General features: G+C 34.3%; 13 protein-coding genes. 9 read left to right on the top strand and 4 right to left on the bottom strand.

All coding sequences use genetic code 11. The features are described 5' to 3' along the window. Positions 1-82: 82 nt before the first annotated feature. From OO775_RS04340 to OO775_RS04330, 3 genes are all read right to left on the bottom strand, one after another. The gene (locus OO775_RS04340; protein ID WP_264845795.1) at positions 83-1,594 is read right to left on the bottom strand and encodes an endo-1,6-beta-glucanase; all 1,512 of its coding nucleotides are present in this window, start codon (positions 1,592-1,594) and stop codon (positions 83-85) included. Positions 1,595-1,981: 387 nt separating this feature from the next. Continuing rightward, positions 1,982-3,487: a RagB/SusD family nutrient uptake outer membrane protein gene (locus OO775_RS04335; RefSeq protein WP_264845794.1), complete on the bottom strand. Its 1,506-nt coding sequence runs from the start codon at positions 3,485-3,487 to the stop codon at positions 1,982-1,984. Between the two features lie 11 nt (positions 3,488-3,498). Then, the gene (locus tag OO775_RS04330; RefSeq protein ID WP_264845793.1) at positions 3,499-6,477 is read right to left on the bottom strand and encodes a SusC/RagA family TonB-linked outer membrane protein; all 2,979 of its coding nucleotides are present in this window, start codon (positions 6,475-6,477) and stop codon (positions 3,499-3,501) included. Positions 6,478-6,919: 442 nt separating this feature from the next. On the opposite strand from OO775_RS04330, the gene murC reads away from it, so the two are divergent. The 6 genes from murC to ftsZ all read left to right on the top strand — a co-directional run bounded on the left by murC (position 6,920) and on the right by ftsZ (position 14,238). Next, entirely contained in the window at positions 6,920-8,290 is a 1,371-nt protein-coding gene (gene murC / locus OO775_RS04325) for a UDP-N-acetylmuramate--L-alanine ligase (protein WP_264845791.1), read from the top strand. Continuing rightward, a complete protein-coding gene (locus OO775_RS04320) occupies positions 8,287-8,820 on the top strand; it encodes a methylated-DNA--[protein]-cysteine S-methyltransferase (RefSeq protein ID WP_264845790.1) in 534 nt (177 codons plus the stop codon). Before murC ends, OO775_RS04320 begins: the two co-directional genes overlap by 4 nt. A gap of 601 nt (positions 8,821-9,421) precedes the next feature. Further along, on the top strand, positions 9,422-9,697 hold the full coding sequence (locus OO775_RS04315; RefSeq protein ID WP_264845789.1) for a hypothetical protein: 276 nt from the start codon (positions 9,422-9,424) through the stop codon (positions 9,695-9,697). Further along, positions 9,681-10,409, top strand: coding sequence for a cell division protein FtsQ/DivIB (locus OO775_RS04310; protein ID WP_264845788.1), 729 nt, complete (start codon positions 9,681-9,683; stop codon positions 10,407-10,409). Before OO775_RS04315 ends, OO775_RS04310 begins: the two co-directional genes overlap by 17 nt. 203 nt (positions 10,410-10,612) lie before the next feature. Continuing rightward, on the top strand, positions 10,613-11,986 hold the full coding sequence (gene ftsA / locus OO775_RS04305; protein ID WP_264845787.1) for a cell division protein FtsA: 1,374 nt from the start codon (positions 10,613-10,615) through the stop codon (positions 11,984-11,986). Positions 11,987-12,156: 170 nt separating this feature from the next. Next, positions 12,157-14,238, top strand: coding sequence for a cell division protein FtsZ (gene ftsZ, locus OO775_RS04300; protein ID WP_264845786.1), 2,082 nt, complete (start codon positions 12,157-12,159; stop codon positions 14,236-14,238). Positions 14,239-14,330: 92 nt separating this feature from the next. Here ftsZ and tilS read toward each other — a convergent pair whose 3' ends face one another. Then, entirely contained in the window at positions 14,331-15,671 is a 1,341-nt protein-coding gene (gene tilS, locus OO775_RS04295) for a tRNA lysidine(34) synthetase TilS (RefSeq protein WP_264845785.1), read from the bottom strand. Positions 15,672-15,806: 135 nt separating this feature from the next. Between tilS and rseP the strand changes: the two genes are divergently transcribed. From rseP to OO775_RS04280, 3 genes are all read left to right on the top strand, one after another. Further along, a complete protein-coding gene (gene rseP / locus OO775_RS04290; protein ID WP_264845784.1) occupies positions 15,807-17,126 on the top strand; it encodes an RIP metalloprotease RseP in 1,320 nt (439 codons plus the stop codon). Positions 17,127-17,233: 107 nt separating this feature from the next. Next, positions 17,234-17,674: a MarR family winged helix-turn-helix transcriptional regulator gene (locus OO775_RS04285; protein ID WP_264845783.1), complete on the top strand. Its 441-nt coding sequence runs from the start codon at positions 17,234-17,236 to the stop codon at positions 17,672-17,674. An 85-nt stretch (positions 17,675-17,759) separates the two neighbouring features. Next, entirely contained in the window at positions 17,760-17,882 is a 123-nt protein-coding gene (locus OO775_RS04280; protein ID WP_264845782.1) for a hypothetical protein, read from the top strand. The last annotated feature ends 16 nt before the right edge of the window (positions 17,883-17,898 follow it).

Here is a 17,898-nt window from a genome sequence, read left to right as displayed (position 1 = left end):
ATCCGATAGGTTTGAGACTTTTCTGTGCTAAAAACATTACAAATCTGTAAAGATTTATCAATTTACCTCCCCCTTCTTACTCCTATTTCCATCGGAAGGAAGCCACCGCATTCTCCGGAATGGTATATTTGAAGCGTTTTACTCCGTCACTTATGACGATTTCTTTTGCACTCTGATTCTTGTTCAATACCACTACTGCATAACTTCCGTCTTTATTTTCGAATGCAGAACAATCTACCCCCGAGAGGTTGCTTATCGTGTGTTTGATACGCACTGCATTAGGCTTTATCACAGACGAAAGATGCCCGATGACGTAATAATGTGAGTTTTTGGTCAAAGTTTCATAATCTTTCGAATTAATATCTACCGCACCAAAGCAGGTTTTACATCCGTGTTCGCGATTTGGAGCCCCATTTTCATCAAGCATCAAGTTCCAAACAATCACTGCTTGACACCAATTATTAAGCAATCCTGTACCTATTTGCTCCATATCCTCTACCAAGTGGCGTCCCAGATTTCGCCCATCGTTCCATTCTCCGATAGAAGTTTCGGTAAAGATGAGTTCTTTGTCGGGACGCTGAGCGTGTATTTTGTCCAGCTCGTTATAATTTCCTCCGTAATTGTGGTAGGCAGCTCCTGCTACCTGCTGTGCTACCTCAGCATCTTGGTAGATATTCAGCGGATAATCCTTTTGGTCAGCCATATTATCGTAGTTGAAGTTATGGTCAAACAGATATATTTTGGTCTTTAGCCCACTCTGTGCCAGTTTCTTCCCTAAGGCAGTTTTGATAAATGCCAACTGCTCTTCCCAGCCCATAAACATCGAAGCCGAATTGCCCCGGTTGAGCGGTTCGTTTTGAATGGTAATGGCATCGACTGTTATGTCATAACTTTTCATCGCTTGAATCCATTTCACGAAGTAGGTGGCATAATCGTCGTAATATTTGGGGTTTAGATGTCCGCTTGTCCACTGATAATGTGGTTTTAAATCGGTGAGATTATTTACTTTCATCCATCGAGGGGCTGTCCACGACGAACCGATAATCTGAATATCAGGATTTATAGCCAAAATTTCTTTCAGAATAGGAATAATGTACGCCGTTTCTTCTTCCGTAAAGGCGAAATTCTCTATACCTTCCTTATCACAGCACGTATATTCGCTCAGAGAGAAGTCCGAACAGCCTATTGGCACACGGATATAACTCTGCCCAAGCCCTTCGGTAACCGAAAAAGTCTCTTTGAGGAAGTTTTTTCTGTCTTCAGGGTTCATTTTTAGCAAATTATAGCAGGTAGAACCCGTTATAGCAGCACCAAAGCCGTAAATGGTTTGGTACTTTGTTGATTTATCTATGAGAATATTTGAACCACCACTTGATACTTGTATCAAATCCTCAGTGTTACATTCAAAAGTTTTGGCACGATTGCCTGTACTTACCATTATCGAGACCTTACCCTCTTGTAGCTCATTGATTGTACAAGTAGTTTTTATTAGAGGTATTTCTTCTTTTCTATCCTTACTAGTGGTGTTATCATTGTTGGAACAAGACACAATCGCCCAACAACTGATGAGTATTGTTATGATTTTTGTTTTCATCTTATTATAAATTGGATACAAATGTACGTATAAAAATTATTTTAGATTATTGATTTTAAAAAAATCTGTTAGCCCACTGTTACTTGAAGTGATTTGTGTAACGAAATGGAACAAATCGTATTGAGAAGTGTGTTGTTCTCGATACAAATTTTATCTACACTATCACTCCGATAAAATTCACTCGAACTGACAAGCCTAAAATAAAATGATTTGAATTCATTCCTTCTATTTTTGATATTGCTTCAAAATTTTCGTGCGTTTGACTTGCTGAGAGTTTCTACTTAGCGGAAGTGCTTACCTTAGACTTCCGCCAAGTAGATGAACTTTCCAAGTAATTGATATAAGAAATAAAATGATTTTAATACACTTTCGTAGATTTTATAGGGTTTAGTACCCTGGATTTTGTTTCAAATTTGTATTTTTTTCTATTTCTTCCAAAGGAATAGGATACAAAATTGTATTCTCGTTAAGTTTATATATCATTTTCAAACGCCCAGAGTCTCGGGAGTTGAGCGAATTGACCACCTCAATAGCTTTATCATTTCGCACCAAATCAAACCAACGATGTCCCTCAAAAGCCAATTCTAAACGGCGTTCGTCTAGTACCGCTTGCTTCATTGCATCGGCAGAACTTGTTATCGCTGATGAAAGGGCAGGCAAATGCACTCTTGCACGCACCTGATTTATCAATGTAGCAGCTCCTGTAAGGTCGCCCGTAGCTACCAAGGCTTCTGCTTTGAGCAATAGAATGTCTGCTAAGCGAATTTTGATAATACTACTATGACTTGAACGTATTTTATACATAAACGGATAATTGGTTGATGGATAATAAATTTCCCACGAAGGTTGTCCCCATACGATAGCTTGATTTTTACGAATAGTATCGTTTTGTGCATCGAAAGCTGCAATGAGGTCACGCGAAGGAGTTACCCATTTTGCCCAATCATACCGACTATTAGGATTCAAATAATTTTTACCAAACAGACCTGGTAGCCACGTACCTCCTCCTTGATAAGAAATTTCAAAAATTGATTCCGAACTATTACGTAGTTTTACATCTGTTTTGGTATCATTGAGCTGAAATAAATCTCTGTAATTGGGTAGCAATGTAAAACCATCGGCAATAACTGCATCACAATATTGAATGGTTTTGTTATAATTACGTACTGGTTTCTCGGCATATACTTTGGCTAAAAGAGCATTGGCAACAGCCTTACTAAATAAAAACTTATTAGAAACATCTACATTGGGAGCGTGTTTTAGAGCTTGCTCCAAGTTGTCTATAATCTGATGATATATTTGCTCAACAGGAAGCCTTTCGGGGTATAATAATTTGTAAACCTTATCTATATTTTCAGACGAAATGATAGGTGCCTTATCAGCAGGTATGGGTAAATCTCCATAGAATCGTACCATATCGAACAAAAACCAAGCTCTCATTATCAAAGCTTCTGATTTCCATAAGTTTCTATCATTGGCAGTCAAACTTGGGTCAGGAACATCGTCTATGTAAAAAATTACATTATTGGCTCTGTTAATACCCGATAGGTAAAATTTCCAATCACGCACTACGTTTTTGTTAATCGGATCGGTTGCATTTTGCTCAATCGCCACGATTTCAGCAGATGTAGCCCCCGCATAGGCATTATCGGCACGAGTTTCAGTATTTTGCAAAAAGTCTAACATCCAGCCTTCTTGTCCAGAACCTTTCACAAAGGCATAAATACCTTCGTAAGCCGCTTTCATCTCTGCATATGTGGAATATCTTGTCCCTTGATTTGATTCTTCTGATTCTATTGTTATTTCACTGAATTGGTCAATGGGGTCTTTATCTAAATCACACGATACCAGCAAAAATACTATCAGTGTGGTTGTTAAAATACATCTTTTCATAACATTCGTTTTTAAAATTCAACATTAAGTCCAAAAATAAAGGTTTTCACCTGTGGGTATGTACCCCAATCTACACTTTGTATAACACTATTACCCGAGAATTGATTGACCTCTGGATCAAAGCCTTTGTATTTTGTCCAAGTAAATAGGTTTTCGGCTGTTAAGTATGGTTGTATTTTGCGAAGTCCATAACGTTTTAGCTGTTCGATAGGTAAGTCGTAAGACAATGTAACCTGTTTTACACGAAGGTACGACCCATCTTCTACCCAGCGAGACGATGCTTTTATGTTCTCTACCGAAGAAACAGCACGAGGTATGTCAGTAATATCACCTGGGTTACGCCAACGTCTTAGCACTTCGGTTGATTGATTATTCTCGTTATACATACCTTCGGTTTCAATTCGTGAAGCGTTAAATATATCATTTCCGTACGAGCCTTGTAAGAATACGTTAAGCGTAAGGTTTTTGTACGAAAAATTATTTGTCAGACCAAAAGTAAAGTCTGGATTCGGGTCACCGATGTAAGTTTTGTCTGTTACGGATATTTTTCCGTCTCCATTTATATCTCTGTACATAATGTTTCCCGTTTGTGGATCAACTCCGTCACTGATATATCCCCAGAATTTTCCGATAGGCTCCCCTTCGGCAATACGCACGATAGATTCAGCCATTGCTTCCGAAGTATTTCCGTAATAGTATATTTTTTGTAACGAAAGTTTTGTCAATTTATTTCTATTGAAAGAAATGTTGAATTGAGTATCCCAATTAAATGTTCCGATGAAGTTGCGAGTGTTAAGTCCTACTTCAAATCCTTTATTGGTCATTTCTCCCTCATTTCTGTATATATTTGGAATTGGGGAAGTGGCAGGGAGTGCTACATTCATCAGCAGGTCTGTTGTTTTTTTGTAATAGGCATCTAAGGTTAATGCCACGCGGTTGTCAAACAATCCTAAGTCAAGTCCTACGTTGGTTTGTGTGGTAGTTTCCCAAGTGAGGTCTTTATTGGAAAACGATGATGGTGATAAGGTAACCAAAGCGTGTTCTTTGCCAGCTTCCCACCAATTTTGTCGTGTTACGTTGTATTTTTGCAAATATTCATAAACTCCAATACCAGCTTGATTACCTACTTGTCCCCAACCACCACGAATCTTCAATTCAGAAAGCCAATCAATCTCTTTTAAGAATTCCTCATTAGAAACTCTCCAACCTACCGAAATTGACGGAAAGTAACCCCATCGTTTGCCAGGTGCCAATTTAGAAGAACCATCGACACGGAAATTAGCTGTTAGCAAATAACGACTATCATAATTATATGATATACGCCCTAAATACGACATCATAGCCCATTCATTCGCTTGAGTTCCGCTATTTTGTTCTATTTTATTAGCTACATTAAGCGTTTTTATATCTGCCGAAAGAAAATGTGAAGCATACATTGAACTTTGAGACCATTTTGAAGTTGTTCCAGAAGTACCTGCCAAAAGTGACAAAGAATGTTTTCCGAAAGATTTGTCATAGGTCAATAAATTATCAAATGTAAGCACCGTATGAGTACTTCTCACATCAGATGATGTACCAAAGTGTTGTCGTCCCCAACTTGTAAGGAGTGGGTCTAACCATTGATTAGATTTATAATTATGTCTTTCAAAAGCAACTACAGATTTGAATTTCAAATCATCAGTAAAATGAATTGTAGCTGAACCATTCCCGATAAATCTGTTATTAGTTGTAATATTACTTGAAGTTCTTGAAATATTGGAAACAGGATGTGTAATATTCGCTCCATAGAAATTATAATAATACCAACCTTCTTCGCCTACTTTATCACTCCAAATAGGGGCATACGTAGGAGTGTTAATTACTGAAAGTACCACTCCTGCTCGATTAGACCCTTGCCCTGTGATAATTCCGTTAGACGAGTAATCAGAATAGGACAAGTTTGTACTTAAAGTAAGCCATTTTTTAGTTTTATTTTCTAAGTTTAAACGAACGTTATAGCGCTCAAAGAATGTCGTGTTAATAACTCCATCATTTTTGGTATAACCTCCTGACAAATAATAACTTGTTTTTTCGGTAGCGTCAGAGATTGAAACTTGATAATTCCGATTGAAACTTGTGCGGAATGTCTCTTTGTACCAATCAGTACGGTCAGTAAGTCCTGCAGGGAGCGTTATTTTTTTCATCTCATCCATAAGTTCTTTATACTGAGCCGTATTGAGCGAATTGATTTTATTGGCTACTTCTGAAACTCCAACATACGAATTGATAGAAATCTTAGCTTCTTCGTTTTTACGACCTTGTTTGGTAGTGATAAGTACCACTCCATTTGCTGCACGCGAACCATAGATAGCTGATGATGAAGCATCTTTCAAGATTTGCATATCTTGAATATCTGTCGGAGCAAGCCCATTGATGTCCTGCACTGGCACACCGTCCACTACATAGAGTGGTTCGTTCGAGGCACTAATAGATGTGTTTCCGCGAATACGAACCGATAGCCCCGCACCTGGTTGCCCACTGGGCTGTACTACTTGCACCCCTGCTGCTTTCCCCTGAATGGCTTGTGCAGCTGATGTAACAGGACGCTCGTCCAAATCTTTGGTAGAAACTGAAGTGATGGCGGTGGTTACATCTCCTTTTTTCTGAGTTCCGTAACCAATGAGTACAACTTCTTCTAATTGTTCTGTTTCTTCTTCCAAACGGATATTCACTTTTGTAGATGTTATTGGCATTTCAATGGATTTAAACCCTATATAAGAAATTTGTAAAATAGCTCCACTAGGAATGTTGCTAAGTTCAAATTTCCCATCTATGTCCGTAGAAACTCCTTTGGTTGTTCCTTTCTGTACAACAGAAACTCCCATAAGTGGCATATCTGCTTGGTCAGTTATTATTCCTGATACCTTTGAATACGTTTGGGCAGTTGCCCAAGTAATTATTCCAAAGAATAGGACACAACTCCATAATAAATGTTTCTTTAATGTGTTCATAAAGTTATTTTTAATTTGTTTGGTAAATATAATTTTTCACGAAAAGTTTTTCTTTCAAATCACATAACAAAATTATTCTATATATCTTCCTTAAAAAACATATAACATAAAAAAAGTACTAATCAAAAATAATAAAACACTAATAATCAGTTAATTGTAAATTTTATTTAGTAAAAAAAAGTACTTGTTTATGAATTTTTATTCCACTAATAATCTAGAAGAAAACCTTTTTAACATGCTTTTTTCATAAATTTTTGAGTAAAAATAGAGCTCCTAAAATAGTATTTTTAAGCCAAAAGAAATAACTTCTATTTATCTTTTATAATTACTTCTGTTTTACTCGCCTTCTTGTATTGATTATAAAAAAACTTTCTATTTTTTCAAAAATTTTTTCGTAAAATGCCTATCTTTGCGCCAGAAAGATAATTTTTTTTCATTGAAAATGGAATTACATCGTTATAAAAATATATATCTGATAGGGATTGGTGGAATTGGAATGTCAGCTTTGGCACAATATTTTGCTAAAAATGGCAAAAAAGTATCTGGATATGACCGAACTAAAACTGACATTACCGAATTTTTGCAAAATCAGGGGATTGAAATTCATTTTCAAGATGATATCCGCTTGATACCAGCAGCATTTAAAAATTCATCTGAAACATTGGTTGTATATACTCCAGCGGTTAAAAAACTTTCAGAGTTAGATTATTTTTTACAGAACAATTATCAAGTAATGAAGCGCTCAGAAGTACTTGGCGCTATTACACGTAATACATTTTGCCTTGCCGTAGCAGGTACACATGGCAAAACAACCACCAGTAGTATTTTGGCTCATATTTTAGTTGAAGCCAAGGCGTCGATAAGTGCTTTTTTGGGAGGAATTTGTGAAAATTTCAATAGTAATTTGGTGCTTCACGGAAATGAAATAACTGTAGTTGAAGCAGACGAATTTGACCGTTCTTTTTTACAACTTTCTCCCGATATTGCTTGTATTACAGCAATAGATTCTGACCATTTGGATATTTACGGAAATGAAGAAGAATTTGAAAAAGGTTTTTATGATTTCACAAAACAATTGAAACCTAATGGGAAATTGATTGTTCGTAATAATTTGAGTTTTAACGGATTGACTTATGGAATTGAAGAATTGTCTGATTATATAATTAAAAATGTTTCTATACAAAATGGAGCATATCTTTTCGATATTGAATATCCTGATTTGCAAAGCAATGAGCGAAAAATTATAAAAAATTGTATTTTTGCCAAACCAGGAAGGCATAATTTGCTCAATGCTTTGGTTGCTGTAGCGATGGGGCATCAAGCAGGGTTTTCAATTGATATTTTAGCAAAAGCTCTAATTACCTTTAAAGGAGTAAAACGTCGATTTTCATATCAGATTCGCACTGAAAATCAAGTATTTATAGACGATTATGCACATCATCCGACGGAACTCAACGCTTTATATCAAGCTGTACGCGAAATGCACCCAAATAAAGAGGTTACTATTATTTTTCAACCGCACTTATATACACGCACTCGCGATTTTGCAGACGGATTTGCTAAGAGTTTAGCACAATTTGACCAAATTGTTTTATTAGACATATATCCAGCTCGCGAATTACCTATCGAAGGTATTTCTTCTCAATGGCTATTGGAGAAAGTTCTTTCAAAAAAGAAAATTTTAATCAGAAAAGAAGATTTGTTGGATTGGATTAAGAAAAATCCTTCAGAAGTGTTAATTACCGCAGGAGCAGGCGACATCGGTGCAGAAGTTGAAAAAATCAAAAAACAATTACTCAATAAAAACAAATGAATCACAACGAACCACAACTAACGGCAGCGTATATGCAAACTCTTTTGGGAGAAATGTTAGCTATTTTTAAAAATGCTACTTTATGCCTTTTGGAATACACTGATAATCAGAAACTTCAAAAAACACAAAGTAATATTGAAAAATATTTTGGAGAAAAAATAAACTTTGTAGAAAATAATTTTTCAGAACAATTACAAAATGAACTCAATGCTTATTTTGACCAAAAACTTACTTGTTTTTCAACGCAACTATCTCCTATTGGAACATGTTTTCAGCAAAAAGTATGGCAAATTTTACAAACCATTCCATATGGACAGACCATTTCATACAAACAGCAGTCACAACAATATGGAGATCATAAAGCCATTCGTGCAATAGCTTCGGCTAATGGGAAAAACCCAATTTCTATCCTAATTCCTTGCCATCGAGTGATTGGTAGTAACGGGACATTAGTCGGCTATGCAGGAGGTCTTTGGCGAAAACAAAAATTATTAGAAATAGAAAATGTTTTGACTTCTTCATTGTTTTGAAAATTTTTAAATGTTTAAAAGTATGATTTGTTTTGCTATAAATAATCTATATAAATCTTACAATTTCATCAGTATAAAAATAAAATATAAAATTACACTAATATGCGGGTTAATATCCACAATCGTTTTTTCTCAAGAATATGAATTTAATTGGCGGGAGAATCTTTTAAATGGAAAAGTTAAATTTGTTAAAACAATCACTTATCAAACTTTTAAAAAAATGGACAGATTGTAAAAGGACAAATAAATAATCACTTAAATAGCCATATAGCTATATTTTTCAATGAAAAAGGTAACAAAACCCGATTCGAATATCGTTCTGTTTCAAATACGAATTTTTATACAACGATGGTGTATTTGTATGACAATGACGGAATTTTGAAAGAACGTAAACAAAATTAGAAAAGATAATAATACCATTTATGAAATATCTTTTTACACAAAAACAAAAAATCAGTGGGTAGAAACTATATACGATTGTATTGAAGAATGTGAAAAAAAAGAATTATCATATAAAAACACATATACTTATAACAATTACGGAGATTGTATTAGTATAAAGCAGGAAGATTTTACTGAACATCAAGAATATAAACAAACATTGAAATATAATTCCGACAGAAAATTGGTATATTTTAACACTGGTTTTGGTCGAATCTATACCTATTTTTACGATGAAAAAGGAAATCTTACTAAAATGCAAATGCAGGAAGATGATTATACAGAAACGGAATATTATACATATCTTTCTTTTGACAATTATGGAAATTGGTTACGCCGAATTCAAAAAATTACCTTTAACAACGACCTTAAAGATTTAATTTATATACAAGAACGAGAAATCGAATATTATCTGGGAAATGAATCGAACTATTAAAATTCTAAAAGTTATAACTATCATTGTACTTCCGATTCTTTTGCAAGCACTTGCTTCTTTTCGAAGTGAAAAACGGCATATAAAGGAAGTACAGATAGATTATTTTGGAAATCAAAATGTGTATATTACAGATGAAAATATACGCGAAATTCTGTTCAATGATATTGACCAAGAAACTTCTTTAAAGAAAAACTTATTGAAAATAAACACTTTAGAAAATCGATTGGATAATAATCCTATGGTCGAAAATTCGGAAGTGTATATGACTATTGACGGAATTTTGAAAACCAAAATCAAACAACGAGAACCTATTGCCCGAGTTTTCAGTGGTAATAATTTTTACTATTTGGATAATAAAGGAAAACAAATGCCTTTATCTAAAGCATATTCAGCACGTGTTCCTTTAATCATAGGAACATTCAGCGACCAAGAATTAGAAGACATATATAGAGTTGCCAAGCATATTTATGATGATAAATTTCTGTCAGAAAACATAACTGAAATCATTGTTGATAAAAAAATATTTCGATTGAAGATGAGAATTGCCAATTTTGATGTAATTTTGGGCGATGTAAGCAATTTGAAAATAAAATTTGACAATCTGAAAGCCTTTTATAAAAAAGCTAACAAAGATAATATTTTGGACAAATACACACGTGTTAACTTGCGATATAGTAATCAAGTAGTTTGTACCAAAGCGACTCAACTATGATGTATTTTTTAAGGCTGAAAAAACTAAAAAAATAATTAGAAAAAAGGCTCTAAAATTAATTTTATTTTTAAAGAAATCATAAAATTCTAATTTTTTATTTTTAAAAGATTATTTTTGCACTTTCAAGGTTACAAAATAAAAATTAACTTTTGGAATTTTTGTAAAAACAAATAATTTTTTAAGCTAATCATTCACAAGTAGTTATGGCAAAATATACGGTCGGATTAGATGTAGGAACTACCAAGATTGTTGCAATGGTAGGAACTGAAAATCAGTATGGTAAATTAGAAATTATAGGCATTGGTAAAGCTAAAAGCGAAGGCGTGTCGCGAGGAGTAGTAACCAATTTCGCCCAAACAATGCAATCTATACAGGCAGCGGTACAACAAGCAGAAGCTAATGCAGGAGGTAATTTGACCATTACTGAAGTTGAAGTTGGTATCGCAGGACAACATATTCATAGTACAGAATTTTCAGATTATATCGTACGTGAAGACCCCGAAAAAATGATTGATTTCTCTGATTTGGAGCAACTTCGTCAGCGTGTTTTACGTATGTCAATGCTTCCAGGTGAAGAAATTGTACATATTCTTCCACAAGAATATACAGTCGATGACCAAGAAGAAGTGCGCGAACCTATCGGAATGGCAGGAAGCCGTTTAGAAGCTGTTTTTCACGTTGTTCTTGGACAAATGTTTGCTATCAAAAACATAGGGAGATGCGTAACTAATATTGGGCTAAAACTCAAAGGATTAACCCTTGAACCTTTAGCATCGGCAGCAGCAGTACTTAGCGAAGAAGAAAAGGAAGCTGGAGTAGCCCTCATTGATATTGGTGGAGGAACAACTGATTTGGCTATTTTCAAAGATGGAATAATTCGCTACACAGCTGTAATTCCATATGGAGGAAATGTTATCACACAAGACATTAAGGAAGGTTGTGCAATCTTGGAAAAACAAGCCGAAGCACTCAAAATCAAATTCGGTTCTGCATGGCCTGAATCTACTCGTGATAATGAGATAGTAAGCATACCTGGACTAAAAGGACGCGACCCTAAAGAAATATCCATAACAATGCTCTCTCGGATTATAAAGGCTCGATTGGAAGAAATCATTCAGCTTGTATTCAACGAGATAGAAAATTACGGACACAAAGACCCTAAAAAGCAACTCATTGCAGGAATTGTTCTTACTGGTGGGGGTAGTGAACTCAAAGATATAAAACAATTAGTTGAATATATTACAGGCATGGATACTCGTATAGGTTACCCTAATGAACACTTGGCCTCTGGTACAAGTGAGGAAATAACCTCCCCTATTTATGCTACTTCGGTCGGATTAGTAATGACTGCGATTGCCAATGAAAAAGAGAAATTACGTGAAGAAAAGCTAAAACGTATTTATCAAACAGAACACACTTCTGATGATAATGATAAAGAAGTCTCATCAGAAACCAAGGCTAGTTCTGATGTAGCATCAAATATTTCTGAACCTATAGAAGATAAAAAATCAAGTAAAAAATTCTTCGGGAGAGGACTTTTGGACAAATTCAAAGATTTTTTAGATAGCGCTGAATAATTCAAATTATTGATTTACAATGAAATACAATTAAAAATTATTTGTTTTTAATAAATTTCGTTTTTATACAAAATTAAAATATAATTAACATAACAACTGTTTTTAAAAATAAAAAAATACGTATTTTTGCCCAGAAAACAACATCTAACAATTTTAAAGAAGACAATTTTATGGAAACAGTAACGGAATTAGGAGATATAGCATTTGATATGCCCAAAACACAAAGCAGTATTATCAAAGTCATCGGAGTAGGAGGTGGCGGTGGTAATGCTGTTAATTACATGTTTAAACAAGGCATTAAAGGAGTAGATTATGTTATTTGTAACACCGATGCGCAAGCCCTTGAAAAAAGTCCTATTGTAAATAAAATTCAATTAGGAATTTCTCTTACTGAAGGATTGGGTGCTGGTGCTGACCCCGAAATAGGGGAAAAGTCGGCAATGGAAAGTGTTGTTGAAATACAAGCAATGCTTGGTAGTAATACCAAAATGGTATTCATTACAGCAGGAATGGGAGGTGGAACAGGAACAGGAGCAGCTCCTATTATTGCAAAAGTTTGTAAAGAAATGGGGATTCTCACCATCGGAATTGTAACAAGTCCATTTAAATTTGAAGGGCAACCTCGTTTCGAACAAGCACAAAAAGGTATTGAAAAACTTCGTCAATATGTAGATTCACTTATTGTAGTAAATAACAACAAACTTCGCGATATATACGGAAATTTAAGCCTAAAAACATGTTATGTAAAAGTAGATGAGGTATTGACCATTGCAGCCAAAGGTATTGCAGAGGTTATTACCAAACACTTTGATGTGAATATTGACTTACGCGATGCTAAAACTGTGCTTTCTGATAGTGGAACAGCAATTATGGGGTCTGCACGTGGTAAAGGTGAAGGTCGTGCATTGCAAGCCGTTACTGGAGCGTTAGACTCTCCCCTGCTTAACGATAACAAAATAGTAGGAGCCAAAAATGTTCTTCTACTAATTGTCTATGGTAAAGATGAAATTACGATGGACGAAACTGAAGAAATCAACGAGTATATACAACGCGAAGCAGGAGGCAATTATCAAACCAATATTATAATGGGAGTCGGTGAAGACGAAACACTTGATGATGAAATAGCTGTAACAGTTATTGCTACTGGATTTAATTCAGAACAACAACACGAAATCATTGATTTAGAACAGAAAAAAATTGTTCACACTTTGGGTGAAGAGCAACTTGTTATTCAAGATTTGGATACCAAAACAACATTTACAGATATTACCTTTGAAAATTCAGTAAAACAAGCTCAAGAATTCACTCAACAGAAAGTAATTTTTAATTTAGATGATACAGCTCAAGAACAAGATGATGTACCCGTCGGTATAACAACTGAAACAATAGCCAAAACTTCTATAATTAACAAGAAAACAATTGAAGAACCTATATTTGTTACTAAACCAGCACAACCTATTGTACAAAAAGAAGTTTCTCAACCCAAAATAGATTTTGTAACTCGTATAAAAAATAATCCATTATACAATATACCTGTTGATTATGAAATAATTACAGCAAAAAAAGAAGTTGAAGTACAAGAAGAAGAATTCGTTATTTATTCTTCAGTTGATACAACATCTAAAACAGAAACACAATCTAAAGAACAAATACAGACTAAAGTTGTAGCAACTTCTTCTACTATGATAAAAGAAGAGCCACAAGTTGTAACATTTGATCTTTTTGCTGATATAGAAGAAATAAAATTTCCTAAGTCAAAAGAAAAGAAAATAGAACAAACTGAACCACAACCTGTTATAACGGAATCGGGACAAATACGCCACAATTTAGAGGAATATATGCAGATGGAAGAAATGCTCACCCAAGCAACTGTGGATTCTTACAAAAGTCAGCAAGTTATCCAAGAGTCTCCCGAATTGCAATTTCAAACAAGAGTAGTTGCTAATTATCAACCATCAACCACTTTGGAAGAAACAGAGATAAATCCGAATTCGTCATACCTTACTGAATTAAAAGCAGGGGCAGATAATCGGCGGAAAAAATTCAAATCATTTAATCATACTTTCAGCCAATCGTCTAACAGACTAATACGCGAATTAGATGAAATTCCTGCTTATAAAAGACAAGGTGTTCAAATCAATTCGTTGTCTGAAAATCAAGGCAATGTTTCACGTCTTTCATTAAATTTTGATAGTAATGATACACTACAAATTCGTACGAACAATTCATTTTTACACGATAATGTAGATTAAGGACCATTTTGTTTATTTAGATTACTCAACAACATTAACTCTTTTAAATTTCTAAAGAGTTAATGTTTTTTATATTCTATGATAAAATAAATTTATAATTGAGTTGTAATTTTCAGAATTCGCCGAGTTTTAGAAGTTATTCTGAATCGATGGTCTGCACGCATACCTATTATCCAAATAATTGCATTGGTTGCATCAGTTAATAACCACTGATTTTCTTTTTGCAGAAGAGAATATTTTTCATCTTTAAAAAATTTACTCAATTTCTTTTTTTTACCTTGCATTCCGAAGGGAGCAAAAACATCTTGCTCCTGTTTTTTACGAAGTTGCAATGGAAATTCAATTGTATCAGCATCAACAAAAATCGTATTGAAGAGAGTCGTATCCATTTTTTCGACCCATTCAAAACTTAGCGAAATGGGAATCTCTATTTTAGGCAATTCGTTGGGAATTACATACCTTTGAATATCCTCTTGAAAAAGAGGAGAAATAATCCACTCATTCCTGTTTTGGATGATACGATGTGTTGATGAAAACAGCTGTTTTCCAGAACTTTTGGTTTTTAATAATTGTTTCAAATCAACGGTATTGGTAAAGTGAAACTCTTTCATCAATTCAAAAATAATAAACTCTTTATTCGGATTTTCATTTATTTGAGAAATATCAAAATAAATAATATTATCTTGATATGTGAAATATTTTTTTCGAAATATTTCTAATTGAGTAACTATAAATTGCTGTGTTTGATACAAAATTTGTTGAGTTTTCAAGAAATTATTCAGAAATTCGCTATGAATCTTCTTCAATTTAGGTGAAATATGATGACGAATTTGATTCCGTACATATTTGTCCGAAGCATTGGAACTGTCTTCTCTCCATAAGAGGTTATTTTTTGTAGCAAAAGTAATTATTTCTTTCCGTGAAAAATTTAGCAAAGGACGAATAATGTTCCCATTTTGTTTAGGAATTCCTATAAGTCCGCTAAGTCCCGTACCACGTGATAGATTTATGATAAAAGTTTCTAAATTGTCATCCGCCTGATGACCTGTGGCAATATATTGACAATTAGCCTCTTGCGCTATTTGTTCAAACCAATTGTAACGAAGCTCACGCGCAGCGAGTTGTGTATTTAGTTTCTTTTCTTTAATGTAGGTTTGTGTATCAAATCTAACCACGTGCAGAGGCAATTTGTGCTTTTGAGCAAAATCTCTCACAAATTGTTCATCAGCATTGCTTTCATCACTTCGTAGTTGAAAATTACAATGTGCCAAAACAATAGGAAGTTGTAGTTTTTTAAGCAAAAAACTTAATACTATACTATCTACTCCTCCACTGATAGCAACCAAAATTTGTTTCCCATCAAGGTCTGGGAAATCAGCATACAGATATTGTTCAAACCGAGCAAGCATTTGTTTTTGTTTGCAAAAATACATAATTGTAGCCTAAATATATCTTTTCAGAGAATCTTTTTTAGAAAGAGAAAACTTACTTCTGAAAATTTATTCTTAGATTTTTAGCTATTTTATTATCAAAAAATTGTATTTTTGCCCAAATTTTAAAAATCGGAAATGGAAATTTTAATTAAAGCATCTCAATTACTTCTTAGTTTATCAATTTTAGTAATTTTGCACGAATTGGGACATTTTATACCTGCCAAATTATTTAAAACTCGGGTTGAAAAATTCTTTTTATTTTTTGATCTAAAATTTGCCTTATTCAAGAAAAAAATAGGAGAGACTATTTACGGAATAGGTTGGCTTCCTTTGGGTGGATATGTAAAAATTGCAGGAATGATTGACGAGAGTATGGACAAGGAACAAATGGCACAGCCGCCACAACCATGGGAATTTCGTAGCAAACCAGCTTGGCAACGCCTTCTTATTATGATAGGAGGTGTTACGGTCAATATTATTGTTGGTTTTCTTATTTATATCGGAATTCTATTTACTTGGGGAAGTGATGTGATTCAAGAAAAAGATATTCCTAATGGATATGCTGTGAGTTCTGTAATGAAATCGTATGGATTTCAAAATGGAGATATTCCACTGAAAGTTAATGACGTAGAACTTATAGATACTTACAAAATCAATCGCTATTTGCTCCTGCGCGATGTACAAAACGTAACTGTTAGACGCCAAAATGGTACAATAGAAACAATCGCTCTTCCTGATTCTATCGGAAATCAACTTTTTCACAAAGGAGAATTAATGGCTTTTATGCCTTTTCGCAAAAATATAATTGACTCGGTATTAGCTAATACCCCCGCACAAAAGGCAGGATTGCGTAAAGGTGATAAAATAGTATCTGTTGATAATCAACCTGTTGTACATTTTGAAGATATAAGAACGATTTTAGATCGCAATAACGAAACTCGCCTTGTTTCGGTAGAGATTATACGCCATGGAGAAACAAAAACACTATCTGTTACCCCCGAAAATGGAATAATGGGTATTCATTCTGAACAACTAATCGATGTGAAAACAACTCATATTTCATATCGTTTTTCAGAGGCTATTGGGCAAGGTATCAGCTATGGATATTGGACGTTACGCGATTATATTGCGCAATTCAAATTTGTTTTTACCAAAAAAGGAGCAACTCAACTGGGCGGTTTTGGTTCAATGGCAAAAATGTTTGCTCCAAAGTGGGATTGGCAACGTTTTTGGGAAAGTACAGCGATTATTTCTCTCATATTAGCTTTTATGAATATTTTGCCCATACCAGCGCTTGATGGCGGACACGTAGTTTTTCTTTTGTATGAAATGGTTACAGGCAGAAAACCTAACGAAAAAGTACTCGAATACGCACAAGTAATAGGAATATTGCTATTGTTTGTGCTCCTTATATATGCTAATGGGAATGATATATATCGTTGGATTACAGGATAGGACTATATTTTGAAGCAAATGAAATAAAATTTGTCATAAAATTATAAAAAATAATTGTTCAAACAAATATTTCTATATAACTTTGTAGTTGTCAAATACATAATCTTATGTTTACATTTATAGACCAAGATGATATTTATCACCTAATAAACGGACGGACCCCAATGGCTTTATCAAGAGCTTTGGGAGCTTGTTTTAAACAACGAAATATCCCAATAACTAAAGAACAGTTTTCTATTTTGGTTGTTTTGTGGAAGAAAGACGGATACTCCCAGCAGTTATTGTCAGAACTAACTTTTCGAGATAAACCTGGCATTACTCGCTTGATTGACAATTTGGAAAGAGAAAAGTTAGTCATTCGTAAACCAGACCCTTTTGATCGTCGTTCCAATTTGATTTTCCTAACAGAAAAAGGTAAAAATTTAGAAAAAGAAGTTACCGAAGCAGTCAAAAAAGTTATCCAAAAAGCTTCACAAGGTCTTTCAGAAGAAGATGGAGAAAACCTCAAAAGAATTCTGGGCATTGTATATGAGAATTTAAAACAATAATTTTTCAAATCGTTTAACATTTAAATAGCACTAAACACTCCCTATATAGGGAGTGTTTGCGTAAAATTAAAATAGAATACTTTGTATGGTTAAGAAAATATGGTCTTTGGCTGTTGGCGGACTTGCTATTGGAACAACCGAATTCCTTATAATGGGAATTTTGCAAAATATAGGGCAAAGTATGGGTATTTCTGATGCCCAAAATTAAACGGCAAAACCAAATG

This window comes from Capnocytophaga catalasegens, from assembly GCF_026005215.1.
GTDB classification, from domain to species: domain Bacteria; phylum Bacteroidota; class Bacteroidia; order Flavobacteriales; family Flavobacteriaceae; genus Capnocytophaga; species Capnocytophaga catalasegens.
This window is presented reverse-complemented; position numbering and strand designations above follow the sequence as displayed.